This window comes from Pseudomonas rhizophila, from assembly GCF_003033885.1.
GTDB classification, from domain to species: Bacteria; Pseudomonadota; Gammaproteobacteria; order Pseudomonadales; family Pseudomonadaceae; genus Aquipseudomonas; species Aquipseudomonas rhizophila.
In genome coordinates, this window is the sequence record NZ_CP024081.1 from 4,134,372 (window position 1) to 4,148,377 (window position 14,006).

Below are 14,006 nucleotides of genomic sequence, written 5' to 3' on the forward strand. Positions count from 1 at the left end.
GATGACGAGCTGTTTCAATTTCAAGCAATTGGACGTGTTCAGCGAAGTGCCGCTCAAGGGGAATCCGCTGGCGGTGGTGCTCGGGGCGGACGAGATCAGTGACGAGCGCATGGCCGCTTTTGCCAACTGGACCAACCTCAGCGAAACCACTTTCCTGCTGGCGCCGCAGCATCCGGAGGCGGATTACCGGGTGCGCATTTTCACCACCTCGACTGAACTGCCGTTTGCCGGTCATCCGACTTTGGGCAGCTGTCATGCCTGGCTGGAGGCCGGAGGCGTGCCGAAAGGGCCGCAGATCGTGCAGGAATGTGGCGTTGGCCTGGTAAGAATTCGCCGCAGCGATTTCGGGTTGGCTTTTCAGGCGCCGCCCTTGCTCAAGTCCGGCCCGCTGGAGGCTCAAGTGCTGGAGCGAGTGCGCAAGGGACTGGGGTTGCAGGCCGAGGCGATTGTCGAGACGCAGTGGGTTGATAATGGTGCCGGCTGGCTGGCATTGATGCTCAAGAATCGCCAGCAAGTGTTGGCACTCAAGCCCGATTACCAGCAGTTGCGGGATCTGGCCGTGGGCGTCATCGCGCCGTGGGAACCGGCCGTGGATGGCGCTGAGGCGCAATTTGAAGTGCGCGGTTTCATTGCCGGTGACGGCATGCCGGAGGATCCTGCCACCGGCAGCCTGAACGCCGGGCTGGCCCAGTGGATGCTGGCCAAGGGGCTGGCACCGTCGCGCTATGTGGTCAGCCAGGGCTTGACCATGGGCCGGGCGGGGCGGATTCATGTTGAGCAGGTGGGCGAGGACGTCTGGATTGGTGGTGCGGTGGTGACCTGCGTCAATGGCTCACTGACCTTGTAAGCCGATTATTGCCCGGCCGGTAAAACTCTGTTTTCCGGTCGGCGTTTGTGCCCAGGCGGGTGAGGGCATAAGCTTTGTCCCCTGCGATCGAGCACCCATTTTTCAGGAGTCCCATGTCCAGTCAGTTCCCCGAAGCACGTCCACGCCGTCTGCGTCGCAATGCGAGCCTGCGCAGTCTGTTCCAGGAAACCGAGTTCACCCTGAACGACCTGGTGCTGCCGATTTTCGTCGAAGAAGAAATCGATGACTTTGTACCGATCAAGAGTATGCCGGGCGTGGCGCGCATTCCTGAATCGAAACTGGCCGGTGAGATCGAGCGGTATGCCCGTGCCGGTATCAAGTCAGTGATGACCTTTGGCGTGTCCCATCATCTGGATAGCGATGGCAGCGACACCTGGAACGAGCGCGGCCTGGTGTCGCGCATGGCCGGGATCTGCAAGGACGCGGTGCCGGAAATGATCGTGATGTCTGACACCTGTTTTTGTGAGTACACCGATCACGGCCATTGCGGGGTGCTTCACGGGCATGAAGTGGACAATGACCGGACCTTGCTCAACCTGGGTAAACAGGCCGTTGCGGCGGCCCGTGCCGGGGCCGATGTGATCGCGCCGTCCGCCGCCATGGACGGGCAGGTCCAGGCCATTCGCAAAGCCCTGGACGAAGCCGGTTTCAGCCAGACGGCAATCATGGCGTATTCAACCAAGTTCGCTTCAGCGCTCTACGGTCCGTTCCGCGAGGCGGGCGGCAGTGCCTTGAAAGGCGACCGCAAAAGCTACCAGATGAACCCGATGAACCGCCGCGAAGCACTGCGCGAGTCCTTGCTTGATGAGCAGGAAGGGGCCGATGCACTGATGGTCAAACCTGCCGGCGCGTACCTGGATATCATCCGCGATATTCGCCAGGCTTCGAACCTGCCCCTGTCGGCCTATCAGGTCAGCGGCGAGTACGCGATGATCAAATTCGCCGCCCAGGCCGGCGCCATCGACGAAGCCCGCGTCGTGCGAGAAAGTCTCGGCGCGATAAAACGAGCAGGGGCGGACCTGATCTTCACCTATTTTGCGATGGATCTGGCGCTGAGCGGGATCTGATCGACGCTGGATTTCCTGTGGGAGCCTGCTCGCGATAGTGGGGCCAGCTGGCTTCAATGCCGAATGTGCCACCGTCATCGCGAGCAGGCTCGCTCCCACATTGGACTTGTGGCGTGGACTGAAACTGTGAGCATCCGCGGTCAACCCTGTGGGAGCGAGCTTGCTCCCGATAGTGGTAGGCCAGCTTGCATCAATGTCGGATGTGCCGCCGTCATCGCGGGCAAGCCTTGCTCCCACAGACTTCACCCACCCAAAATCTACTGTGGAGTCTTGCTCCCACACTGATGGTGTTAGGCCACCCATCTCTCACGTCAGCTTTTTGCTGCTGTCGAGCCTTCTTTGCTCTCAAGACCCCTTTTGGTTCTGATGAACAGAACATAGCCTGTACCGGCTTTTGATCGTATGGTTGCTGCGCAATAACAGACTTGATGGAGCAACATGCAACTCAATCGATTGATGATCAGCCTCACCGCGTTGTTGACCCTGGCCGGCTGCGGCAGCCGTCAGGCCCAGGAACCGGAACGCCAGCCTGCCGAGGTCAAGGCGCAGATTGTGCGGTTGTTGCCGGCCAAGACTGTGGATCGCGAGGGCTGGGCGACGGATATCTACGTGGCTTTTGCCGCTCAGCAAATCTCACCCACGACGCAGAATATCTGTTCCGTCCTGGCGGTGACCGAACAGGAATCGACGTTCCAGGCTGATCCGGCGGTACAGGGGTTGGGCAAGATCGCCCGGCAGGAAATCGATCGTCGCGCGGCAAAGATGCACATTCCGGGTCTGTTGATCAGCGGCGCCCTCCAGGTGCGTTCGCCCAATGGCAAAAGCTACAGTGATCGGCTCAATGCCGCGCGCAGCGAGAAGGAGTTGAGTGCGATTTTCGATGACTTCATTGGCATGGTGCCCTTGGGCAAGACACTGTTCGGCAGCTTCAACCCCGTGCACACCGGCGGGCCGATGCAGGTCAGCATCGCGTTTGCCCAGGCTAATGCCCGGGATTATCCCTATGCGGTGGATGGGTCGATTCGTCGGGAGGTGTTCAGTCGTCGCGGCGGGATGTATTTCGGTATTGCGCATCTGCTGGGGTATCCGGTGAGCTACACCGAACCGCTGTATCGTTTCGCCGATTTCAATGCCGGATGGTACGCCAGCCGCAACGCGGCATTCCAGCATGCAGTGAGTCGTGCCTCAGGCATTCCCCTGGCTCTGGACGGCGATTTGATCTTGCATGGTTCCATCATGCCAGGCAGCACCGAGTTGGCGGTGCGCACCTTGGGCCGGTCGCTGGGGATGCGCAACCCGACCATTCGCGACCAGTTGGAGCAGGGCGACAGCCTGGCGTTCGAGGACAGCAAACTGTACAAGCGGGTCTTCGAATTGGCTGAGAAGGCCGAGGGCAAGCAATTACCTCGGGCGGTGTTGCCGGGAATCGTGCTCAAGAGCCCGAAAATCACGCGCAAGCTGACCACGGCGTGGTTCGCCAAGCGAGTGGATGAGCGTTACCGGCGTTGTATGACGCGGGCTGCGGGACGCTAGGCAATCGGTGGGCAATGAAAAAGCCCGGCGGATAAGGCCGGGCTTTCATGGTGATGCGTTAGGTTCCAGAGGTGTTTGAAGCATTGTGGCGAGGGGGCTCCTTCGCCACACATTGAGTTGGGTTTCGTCACGCATTTGGATTGAACAACTCATACACGATTCTGAGTCAGACGATCGGAACCACCTTCAGCAACGCGGTTCTGTTGCAGGCGATCGGAACCACCTTCAGCAACGCGGTTCTGTTGCAGGCGATCGGAACCACCTTCAGCAACGCGGTTCTGTTGCAGGCGATCGGAACCACCTTCAGCGACGCGATTCTGTTGCAGACGATCGGAACCACCTTCAGCAACGCGGTTCTGTTGCAGACGATCGGAGCCACCTTCAGCAACGCGGTTCTGTTGCAGACGATCGGAACCACCTTCAGCGACGCGATTCTGTTGCAGACGATCAGAGCCACCTTCGGCAACGCGGTTCTGGATCAGACGATCAGAGCCACCTTCGGCAACGCGGTTCTGGATCAGGCGATCGGAGCCGCCTTCGGCAACACGTTTTTCGATCAGTCGATCAGAACCACCTTCGGCAACGACCGGGTGGGAGGAGGCGGCGAATGCGTTGGCTGCCAGTACCGAGAAAGCGAGGCTGAGGATGATTTGGCGTTTCATGATGGTGTGCTCCGGGGATGCAGTGGGTTGGTGTGGAGCCATTGTTGTCCGGAGCGACAATCAAGAGAACTTCATTGGCCTGATGGTGAATATCGACGGCGGTGATACCTCGCCGAGCGGTTGGCAAGCAATATTGATGTTGACTGATCCGCCGACATCGCGGGCAGGCTCGCTTCCATGGAGAGTGCGTGTCGTCTGCCGGGTGGAACACTGGCGGGCCCGCGGGTTCTACCGGCTACCCCCCAAGCGCAGGAGGCAAGTTCATGTATCAGTTATTCGGCTACAGGCAATCCGGCTCTTCGGCTGTGGAGATCGCCCTGTGCCTGTGTGGCGTGCCTTATCGCCGTGTCGATGCCTATTCGACCGAAGACAACGAGGCGTCGAAAGAGCTACAGGCATTGAACCCTCAGAAGCAGGTCCCGACCTTGCAATTGCCGGACGGTTCGGTGCTGACCGAAGCCGCGGCGATTCTGATCCATCTCGGGCTGGTGTTTCCTGAATCGAAGTTGCTGCCGGACGATCCGACCCAACGTGCTCAAGCCATACGGGGCCTGGTCTATATCGTCGCCAATTGCTACACGCCCATCGGCATCATCGATTTTCCAGAGCGCTGGCTGGTCGACGCGGATGAAGCGACCCGGCAGCAATTGGTGTCGGGCACCCGACAGCGGCTACATCGCAACTGGGCGCTGTTTGCCGACCAGTTTGCGGCCCGTCCTTTTCTCAGCGGTGCCGAGCCGGGAGCGCTGGATATCCTGGCCGCCGTGGTCACGAAGTGGGAAGACACGCGGGAGGCCATGCTGAATGCCCGACCGCCGTTCTACGAGCTACTGGAGCGCATCGACCGCCATCCGCGCATTGCGCCGGTGCTGTCGCTGCACTGGCCCTTGTAGGCGCTGTCGAGCGCAGCGAGGCTGCGGTTTTTCTGAGTAGCAAACGAAAGATTAAAACCGAAAGATCGTCCAAACGCGGCCCGAGCCTTCGGCAGCGCCTACGGGTCAAGGGCATCTCATTTTGGTGGCGGCTTGCTCAACGAGGCCGACAAACTGTCGGACATTCTGCTGATGGGCCGTCACCAGCTCATCGATGCTGCTCCCCGCCGGCGTTTGCAGGCTGTTACGGCAGGTCAGGGTATGGGCTTCGTTGCCCAGCTCGCGCAGGCGCCACTGCACGTCCATGCGGGCATATTGGCCGGGGATCGAATCGAAGCGCTGCACATCCACCCGCAGCAGTAGCTTCGCTGCGCCTGGGTTGCTCAGTTGTTCGTCCAGGCTGCTGCGCAGTTCATCGGCCAGACTGGCGCCCCACCATTGCGTTTCCAGGATCGCCAGCCCGCTGTTGCCTTGGCGGATGACCATTTGCGCGCGGTCCACCTGAGGCGGAACGCTCACCTGCTCGAGCTGGATGTCCATGTTCGTGCGTGGCTGGCCGGCAGGTTGAGCCGGGCTCAGGGTGTGGTACTGGATCGGATCGCCGCGGCAGGCAGCAAGCAGCAGCACCAAGGCAACCAGGGGGAGTTTCAGCATCAGCGGCATGGGGCGTGCTCCTGTGGTCATTCGTTCGCCGGCAATGTGAGGTTTTGCGCCGGTGCATCCTTGGGACGGCCGCGAAGCAATGATTCGGGATGGCGGCTCAGGTAGTCGGACAGCTCGCGCAACGAACGCGACATGCGCCCAAGATCGTCCAGGGTCTGCGTCAGTTGTTCGCGTTGCGGCGAATCTTCGGCCAGGGTCGAGTTGGCCGATTGCAGGGTCTTGCTCACGTCCTGCAACGTGTTTTGCACGCTTGGCAGGGTCTTGCTGTTGAACTGGGCCAGACCTTTGCGCAATTCAACCAGGTTGCCGTTCAGGTTGTTGGCAACGCTTTCCAGGGGCAGCTTGTTGATTCGCTCGACCATCGCCTGCAGTTGTTCCTGCAGTTGCTGGAGACTGCCCGGGATGGTCGGTATACGGACCGGGCGGGCGTTGGCGTCGAAAGTGACTTTTTCAGCCTTGGGGTAGAAGTCCAGCGAGATGTACAACTGCCCGGTCAGCAGGTTGCCGCTACGGGCCTGGGCACGCAGGCCGCGTTCGACGAAACTGCCGATCAGGCGAGCGCCGGCAGCTTCGTCATCCGGGTTGTGATTGAGCGCCTTGAGCAGTTTTTCATGGGCCTTGCCCAGGCGCTGAGGGTAGAACACCACACCGACATTGACCGGGAAGCTGCGCAGCTTCTCGTCAAAATCCAGATTGATGGCGACGACCCTGCCCACTTCGATGCCCAGGAATTCGACCGGCGCTCCGACCCGCAATCCGCGCAATGCCTGATCGAAGCGTAAAGCCAGGTATTGCGCTTTGCCATCCGGCGGGGCCAGGGCGCTCTGCTGGTCGGCAAACAGCTCGAACGTCTTGTCCTCGCTAGCGGGGCTGTCGTTGGGGCTGTATTCCGGTGCCCGAAATGCGATGCCGCCCACCAGCAGCGCCGAGAGTGACTCGGTCTTGACCGCAAAGCCGTTGGCACCGACGTTCACGTCCACGCCGCTGACGTTCCAGAACCGGGTGTTTTCGGTGACGTAGACATCGTTGGGGGCATTGACGAATACGTCGATGTTGACCCCTTTGCCATCGGCATCCAGCGCATAGGACACCACTTGGCCCACCGGAATCTTGCGCAGGTACACCGGCGAGCCGATGTCCAGTGAACCGAGGTCCTGGGAATGCAGGGTGAAGCGCTTGCCCGGTTCACCGTAGGTGATCGGTGGCGGGGCTTCCAGGCCGGTAAAGGACTTGGCACGAACCTTCGATTGACCGGCGTCGGCCCCGATGAAATCCCCTGACAGCAGGGTATCGATCCCGGAAATTCCGCCGGCTCCGATGCGCGGGCGTACGACCCAGAACACCGAGTCCTCGTGCGTGAAGGTCTCCGCCGTCTTGGCCAGCTTGACCGTGGCGGTGACGTTCTTCTGGTCGTCGCTCAATTGCACGTCGGTGACCTGGCCGATGACCACGTTGCGATATTTGACCGGTGTCTTGTTGGCGGTCAGGCCCTGGCCGGTCTTGAAGGTGATGGTGATGGTCGGACCTTCCTGCAGCCAGTTGTTGACCACCAGGGACAGCCCTACCAGCACCGCGATGATCGGCACTATCCATACCAGCGACACCGTCCAGCGGCGGCTGGTGACATGGGCGCGACCTGGTGCCGGTTGCTGCCCGTCAGTGGCTTGCGACTTCATCCATGGCCTCCTCGGATGGTTGGGTGTCCCAGATCAGGCGCGGGTCGAAGCTCATGGCCGACAGCATGGTGAACAGCACCACGAGGCCGAAAAACAGGATGCCCGGTCGCGGTTCGATATCGCTCAGTGCCTGGAATTTCACCAGCGCCGCGACCAGCGCCACCACCAGCACGTCGAGCATCGACCAGTAGCCGATGACTTCCACCAGCCGATACAGTTTCGCCCGCTGGACCTGGGCCCAGGTGCTGCGCCGCTGCACGGTGACCAACAGCAAGGTCAGTACCACGAACTTGATGCCTGGTACCGCGATGCTGGCGATGAAAATGATCAGGGCGATGTCCCAGGCGCCGCCCTGCCAGAATTCGATGACGCCACTGATGATGGTGCTGTCGGCGCCATCCCCGAGCATCTGGGTATTCATCACCGGCAGCAGGTTGGCCGGAATGTAGAACACCAATGCCGCCAGCATGTAGGCCCAGGTACGGGTGAGGGTGTCGGGTTTGCGCCGGTGCAACGGGGCGTCGCAGCGGGGGCAGGTCTCGGGCTCGTCGCTCATGTCACAGGCCAGGCCACAGCTGTGGCACAGGCACAGGTTCAGGTCGCGGGCCAAGGGCGGGGGAGGCAACGGTTCGCGGTTCATAGGTTGTCCCACAAATCGCGCACGTCGCGTCCGGCGATGCGGATCATCAGCAGGCTCAGGGCGGCCAGGGCAAACAGGCCGATGCCCGGCAGCACGTCCAGCAGCCCGGCGAGTTTGATCACCGCCACCAGCGCACCCAACAGGCACACCTCCAGCATGCTCCACGGCCGCAGTGCTTCCAGGCTGCGCATGCACAGACTGAACCCCGGCGCCCGTTGATTGGCGTAGGCGTAGGCCAGCACCCAGATCAGCAATACCAACTGAAAGACCGGGGCAATGATGATCGCCACCGCGGCCACCAGGGCGATGAAGGTGATGGGGCCCTGGCTCAGGGCCACGATGGAATCCCACAGCGTCGCGCTGTTGCTCAGCCCCTGGAGACGGATGCTCATCACTGGATAGATGTTGGCGAAAGCCCACAACACCGCTGCCGTCACACTCAAGGCCAGGCGCTGTTCAATGGTCAGGCCGTTGTAGCGCTGAATCACCGCGCCACACCGCACGCACGAGGCTTTCTGATGCGCAGCGAGCACCATCGGCTCGTACACCGCATCACAATGTTCGCAAATGATCAGTCGGTCGGTATCGGCCATCGGGATGCTCGGCAGGACAACTCCTTCAATATAGAAGGAGGTTGGGATTGAGCAACCCGCCCGAACGGGTCATTCGCCGCGAATGTATTGCTCCAGTTGTCGGATCAGGTCCGCCTGCTCGGCAATCGCTTCCTTGACCAGGTCACCAATGGACAGCAGACCGACGAGTTTGCCGTCTTCGACCACCGGCAAATGCCGCAAATGTTTTTCGGTCATGATGCTCAGGCAGGTTTCGACATTCTGGTGGGGGTCTATCGTAATCACGGGTGACACCATGATGTCGCTCACTTTGGTGCCTACTGAGGAGCGGCCATGCAAGACCATTTTGCGCGCGTAGTCGCGCTCACTGATGATCCCCAGTACTTCGCCGTTCTTCACCACCAGCAGGGCACCGACGTTTTTCTCGGCCATGCGCATCAGGGCCTGCAGCACCATGTCGTCCGGTGAAATGGTGTGCACTTGCTGGTTTTTCTCGTCTTTGATCCGGAGCAACTGCGCGACGGTTTTCATGGGGAAGCCTCAGGTGTTGTTTTTGCAGGTGGTTTAAGAATCGTAGACCCAACGGCGCAGAGCAAGCGGTAAAGCGGCAGTCAGTCGTCCAAAAACGTCATTGTCGGTGAGTTCACCACCGAAGTGAGGCCATGCACTGTTGGGGCGAGGGATTTATCGCCACTGTGGGGGCAGGCCTTGCTCCCACAGATAAATCCCCTCACCACAGGTAGAATCGTCGCTTACGCAAAAAATCGAGGTTGCAGCGGTGGATCTACAGCAGGGCTTCGTCCTGACCCGGCATTGGCGCGATACCCCGGCCGGCACCGAAGTCGAATTCTGGCTGGCGACCGACACCGGCCCCCGGCGCGTGCGCTTGCCGGTGCAGCCGTCGGTGGCATTCGTGCCACAGATTCAGCGCGGTCAGGTCGAAGCCTTGCTGCAAGGGGAGAAGGACGTTGAATTGCGACCCCTGGACCTGCTGGATTTCGAGCATCGACCGGTGCTGGGCCTGTATTGCCGGCAACATGCCCAACTGATGCGCCTGGACACCACCTTGCGCCGTGCCGGCGTGGAGGTGTTCGAAGCTGACATCCGTCCACCGGAACGCTACCTGATGGAGCGTTTCATCACCGCGCCGGTCTGGTTCGGTGGCACAAAGGCCGCTGAGGGCCTGCTGCTGGACGCCCAGATGAAACCGGCGCCCGAGTATCGTCCGCCTTTGCGTCTGGTGTCCCTGGACATCGAAACCACCGCCCAGGGCGATTTGTACTCCATTGCCCTTGAAGGCTGCGGCGAGCGTCAGGTGTATATGCTCGGCCCGCCCAATGGCGACGATACTGCCGTGGATTTCCAGCTCGAATATTGTGAATCGCGCACTTTGCTGCTGAAGAAACTCAACGATTGGTTCGCCCGTTTCGACCCTGACGCGATCATTGGCTGGAACCTGGTGCAGTTCGATTTGCGCGTGTTGCATGAGCATGCCCGGCGCCTGGCTGTGCCGCTACGCCTGGGGCGAGGCGGGGAGGAGATGCAGTGGCGCGAGCATGGCGCGCGCAACAATCACTTTTTCGCCTCGGCGGCAGGCCGGCTGATCATCGACGGCATTGAGTCGCTGCGTTCGGCGACCTGGAGTTTCCCTTCGTTCAGCCTGGAAAATGTCGCCCAGACGTTGTTGGGAGAGGGTAAGTCCATCGACAACCCGTACCAGCGCATGGACGAGATCAATCGCATGTTTGCCGAGGACAAACCGGCCCTGGCTCGTTACAACCTCAAGGACTGTGAGCTGGTGACGCGGATCTTCGCCAAGACCGAGCTGCTCAAGTTCCTGCTGGAGCGGGCCAGCGTTACCGGTCTGCCGGCGGACCGCAGCGGTGGTTCGGTGGCGGCCTTCACACACTTGTACATGCCACTGATGCACCGCCAGGGTTTCGTTGCGCCGAACCTTGGCCAGCGCCCGCCCGAGGCCAGCCCGGGTGGTTTTGTCATGGATTCCCAGCCGGGACTCTACGAGTCGGTGCTGGTGCTGGACTACAAGAGCCTGTATCCGTCGATCATCCGCACCTTCCTGATCGACCCGGTGGGCTTGATCGAAGGCTTGCGCCACCCGGACGAAAGCCAGTCGGTGCCCGGTTTTCGCGGGGCACGTTTCTCCCGCACGCGGCATTGCCTGCCAGCCATCGTGGCGCGGGTGGCCGAAGGCCGGGAAACCGCCAAGCGGGAACACAATGCACCGCTGTCCCAGGCACTGAAAATCATCATGAACGCCTTCTATGGCGTACTCGGTTCCAGTGGCTGTCGTTTCTTCGATCCGCGGCTGGCGTCCTCCATCACCCTGCGGGGTCACCAGATCATGCAGCGTACCCGGCAGTTGGTCGAAGCCCGGGGGCATGTGGTGATTTACGGTGATACCGACTCCACGTTCGTCTGGTTGCGCCGGGCCCACGGCCAGGAAGAGGCGGCGTCCATCGGCCAGGAACTGGTGGCATACGTCAATCAGTGGTGGCGCGAACACGTGCGTGATGAGTTCGGGCTGGAGAGCGCACTGGAGTTGCAGTTCGAAACCCATTTCAAACGTTTTCTGATGCCCACCATTCGTGGCGCGGAAGAGGGCAGCAAGAAGCGCTATGCCGGGCTGGTAACCCGCGCCGACGGCAGCGACGAGATCGTCTATAAGGGCCTGGAAACCGTGCGCACCGACTGGTCGCCGCTGGCCCGGCAGTTCCAGCAGGAGCTGTATGGGCGGATCTTCCACCGCAAGCCTTACCAGGATTATGTGCGCGATTATGTGCACCAGACCCTGGCCGGAGCGTTCGATGATCGGCTGGTCTACCGCAAGCGCTTGCGCCGGCCTCTGGAAGACTACGAACGCAACGTACCGCCGCACGTGCGCGCCGCGCGGCTGGCTGACGAGTTCAACCAGCGCCAGGGCCGTGCGCGGCAATACCAGAACGGCGGGTGGATCAGCTACGTGATCACTGTCGCCGGCCCCGAGCCGCTGGAAACCCGCAGCGCACCGATCGATTACGACCATTACGTGACCAAACAGCTGCAACCGGTGGCGGACGCGATTCTGCCGTTTGTGGATGACGATTTCTCGACCCTGGTGGGGGGGCAGATGGGCTTGTTCTGACGGATGCGCCAGTGTTGCGGGCGGGAGGCTTTTGTGGCGAGGGAGCTTGCTCCCGCTGGGGCGCGTAGCGGCCCCTTCTGGCGGTTGCTGCGCAACCGAGCGGGAGCAAGCTCCCTCGCCACAAAAGCGCTTTGCTCGTGAGAACTAGACCATCGCCAAGCGCTGCTTGCCTTCGGGCTGCGGGAATATCAAATCCAGCGCCGCCAGATCCTGGGGTGCGAGCTTCAGGTTGGCCGCTTCGGCGTTCAAGCGCACATGTTCAGTCTGAACGGCTTTGGGGATGGCAATGACATTGTCCTGACGCAACAGCCAGGCCAGGGCGATCTGCGCTGGGGTTGCGCCATGGCGTTCGGCGATCTGGCCCAAGGTGTGGTCCTTGAGCAGTTGCCCGCCCTGGCCGACCGGGCAGTAAGCCATGACTGGCATGCGCTGCTGTTGGCACCAGGGCAGCAGGTCGAATTCGATGCCACGCTCCTGCAGGTTGTACAGCACCTGGTTGGTGGCGCAGGCCGGTGAAGCCAGTTCTTCAAGGTCCGCGACATCAAAGTTCGACACGCCCCAGCGGCCGATCTTGCCTTCTTGGCGCAGGCGTTCGAACGCTTCGACGGTTTCTTCCAGCGGGTATTGCCCGCGCCAATGCAGCAGATAGAGATCGATGTAATCGGTGTCCAGTCGGCGCAAACTGCGTTCGCAGGCAAGCGCAATGCCTTTGCGGCTGGCATTGTGGGGATACACCTTGCTCACCAGGAAAACCTGGTCCCGCAGGCCGGTGATCACTTCCCCAACGACCTCTTCGGCGCCGCCCTCGGCGTACATCTCCGCCGTGTCGATCAGCGTCATGCCCAATTCAATGCCCAGGCGCAGGGCCGCCACTTCCTTCTTGTGAAGGGACGGTTCTTCCCCCATGCGCCAGGTGCCCTGGCCAATCACCGGTACGGCCTCGCCAGCCAGTTCCAGAGTCCTCATGTCTACCTCCTGTTTGCAGAACATCAGACGTGTGGCAGCAGGATAGACCAGGTGTTCAAGGTTGATCGTCCCCACCGCCGTGGGAACGATCTTTTCGAAGGGCAGGATTTATTGCGCGGAGAACTTCAACACCATGGTCTGGGTGTAGGTCTGGCCGGGGTCAAGCCGGGTCGACGGGAAGTTCGGCTGGTTTGGCGAGTCGGGGTAGTGTTGGGTTTCCAGAGTGAACGCGCCCCAATGCGGATAGACCTTGCCGTGCTTGCCCTTGATCGTGCCGTCGAGGAAGTTGCTGGTATAGAACTGCACGCCAGGCTCGGTGGTGTAGAGCTCCAAGCGCCGTCCGGACTGTGGGTCGTAGACATCAGCGGCCAGTTTGCTCACGTCACCCTTGGCGTCAAGTGCCCAGTTGAAATCGAAACCGCCCTGTTTGGGTTCGGCGAATTTGAGCTGCGGGTGATCGGCCTTGATATGGGTGCCGATGGCGGTGGGCTTGGTGAAGTCCATCGGCGTACCGGCCACGGGGGCCAACTCACCGGTGGGGATAAGCTTGTCGGTCACCGGGGTGTAATGGGCGGCATGCAGGGTCGCGACCTGTTTGAGTATGTCGCCGTTACCGGCACCGGCGAGGTTGAAATAGCTGTGGTTGGTCAGGTTCAGCACCGTGGGTTTGTCGGTGGTGGCTTGGTACTCGATACGTAATTCGTTCCGTTCATTGAGGCTGTAGGTGACATCTGTTTTCAGTGCGCCTGGGAAACCCATCTCGCCATCCGCCGACAGGTAGGTCAGGGTCACGCCCACCGAGTCCTTGCCGTCATGGGGTTCGGCCTTCCAGACGCGCTTGTCGAAACCTTGCGGTCCGCCGTGCAGGGAGTTGCTCTTGTCGTTCTGCGGCACCTGGTAGCGCTTGCCGTCCAACTCGAATGCGCCGCCAGCCAGGCGATTGCCGAAGCGGCCAATGGTTGCGCCGAAATACACATTGCCGTTCTTCTGGTAACCCTGCACATCGTCGAAGCCCAGCACAACATCGGCGGCCATACCGTTCTTGTCCGGCACGATCAGTGACTGGAGGATCCCGCCGTACGTGATGACAGTAGCCTCCATGCCGTGGCTGTTGCGCAGGACGAATTTTTCCACCGCGGTACCGTCGCTGGTCTTGCCGAACGCTGCGCGTTCATTGCTCAGGCCGGCGGCCTGGGATGCAGAGGTGGCGATCATCAGAGACACTCCGAGAGCCGTGAGCAGATGTCTGGATTCAAGCATGGTGTGACCTTCCTTCCTGTCTTGTTGTTGTTTGGAACGCGGGTCGAGTCCGGTGTTTAGTCGGACAGCGATGAAGGTATATTCG

At 61.0% G+C, this 14,006-nt stretch carries 13 protein-coding genes; 5 read left to right on the top strand and 8 right to left on the bottom strand.

Going from position 1 to position 14,006, the window contains the following annotated elements:
- The first annotated feature begins 1 nt into the window (after window position 1).
- From CRX69_RS19270 to CRX69_RS19280, 3 genes are all read left to right on the top strand, one after another.
- On the top strand, window positions 2–847 hold the full coding sequence (locus tag CRX69_RS19270; protein WP_107322622.1) for a PhzF family phenazine biosynthesis protein: 846 nt from the start codon (window positions 2–4) through the stop codon (window positions 845–847).
- A gap of 113 nt (window positions 848–960) precedes the next feature.
- Entirely contained in the window at window positions 961–1,935 is a 975-nt protein-coding gene (gene hemB / locus CRX69_RS19275) for a porphobilinogen synthase (RefSeq protein WP_047230550.1), read from the top strand.
- A 438-nt stretch (window positions 1,936–2,373) separates the two neighbouring features.
- A complete protein-coding gene (locus tag CRX69_RS19280; protein ID WP_107322623.1) occupies window positions 2,374–3,468 on the top strand; it encodes a DUF1615 domain-containing protein in 1,095 nt (364 codons plus the stop codon).
- 149 nt (window positions 3,469–3,617) lie between these two features.
- On the opposite strand, the gene CRX69_RS19285 is transcribed toward CRX69_RS19280, so the two are convergent.
- Window positions 3,618–4,130: a phage infection protein gene (locus CRX69_RS19285; RefSeq protein ID WP_107322624.1), complete on the bottom strand. Its 513-nt coding sequence runs from the start codon at window positions 4,128–4,130 to the stop codon at window positions 3,618–3,620.
- Window positions 4,131–4,393: 263 nt separating this feature from the next.
- Here CRX69_RS19285 and CRX69_RS19290 point away from each other — a divergent pair, with 263 nt between their 5' ends.
- On the top strand, window positions 4,394–5,023 hold the full coding sequence (locus CRX69_RS19290; RefSeq protein ID WP_076384000.1) for a glutathione S-transferase family protein: 630 nt from the start codon (window positions 4,394–4,396) through the stop codon (window positions 5,021–5,023).
- Window positions 5,024–5,128: 105 nt separating this feature from the next.
- On the opposite strand, the gene CRX69_RS19295 is transcribed toward CRX69_RS19290, so the two are convergent.
- From CRX69_RS19295 to CRX69_RS19315, 5 genes are all read right to left on the bottom strand, one after another.
- The gene (locus CRX69_RS19295) at window positions 5,129–5,665 is read right to left on the bottom strand and encodes a PqiC family protein (protein WP_107322625.1); all 537 of its coding nucleotides are present in this window, start codon (window positions 5,663–5,665) and stop codon (window positions 5,129–5,131) included.
- A 17-nt stretch (window positions 5,666–5,682) separates the two neighbouring features.
- Window positions 5,683–7,341 (bottom strand): PqiB family protein, encoded by a 1,659-nt coding sequence (locus tag CRX69_RS19300; protein WP_107322626.1) that lies wholly within the window; start codon window positions 7,339–7,341, stop codon window positions 5,683–5,685.
- Entirely contained in the window at window positions 7,322–7,981 is a 660-nt protein-coding gene (locus tag CRX69_RS19305; RefSeq protein ID WP_047227758.1) for a paraquat-inducible protein A, read from the bottom strand. The genes CRX69_RS19300 and CRX69_RS19305 overlap by 20 nt, the downstream gene beginning before the upstream one ends.
- On the bottom strand, window positions 7,978–8,574 hold the full coding sequence (locus CRX69_RS19310) for a paraquat-inducible protein A (RefSeq protein ID WP_047227759.1): 597 nt from the start codon (window positions 8,572–8,574) through the stop codon (window positions 7,978–7,980). Before CRX69_RS19310 ends, CRX69_RS19305 begins: the two co-directional genes overlap by 4 nt.
- Window positions 8,575–8,643: 69 nt before the next feature.
- Window positions 8,644–9,084, bottom strand: a complete 441-nt coding sequence (locus CRX69_RS19315) for a CBS domain-containing protein (protein ID WP_047227760.1) — start codon at window positions 9,082–9,084, stop codon at window positions 8,644–8,646.
- A gap of 247 nt (window positions 9,085–9,331) precedes the next feature.
- Between CRX69_RS19315 and CRX69_RS19320 the strand changes: the two genes are divergently transcribed.
- Entirely contained in the window at window positions 9,332–11,695 is a 2,364-nt protein-coding gene (locus tag CRX69_RS19320; protein ID WP_076384003.1) for a DNA polymerase II, read from the top strand.
- A 144-nt stretch (window positions 11,696–11,839) separates the two neighbouring features.
- Here CRX69_RS19320 and CRX69_RS19325 read toward each other — a convergent pair whose 3' ends face one another.
- Both CRX69_RS19325 and CRX69_RS19330 read right to left on the bottom strand, forming a co-directional pair.
- On the bottom strand, window positions 11,840–12,661 hold the full coding sequence (locus tag CRX69_RS19325) for an aldo/keto reductase (protein WP_107322627.1): 822 nt from the start codon (window positions 12,659–12,661) through the stop codon (window positions 11,840–11,842).
- A gap of 108 nt (window positions 12,662–12,769) precedes the next feature.
- Window positions 12,770–13,921: an aldose epimerase family protein gene (locus tag CRX69_RS19330; RefSeq protein WP_047227763.1), complete on the bottom strand. Its 1,152-nt coding sequence runs from the start codon at window positions 13,919–13,921 to the stop codon at window positions 12,770–12,772.
- Window positions 13,922–14,006: the final 85 nt, after the last annotated feature.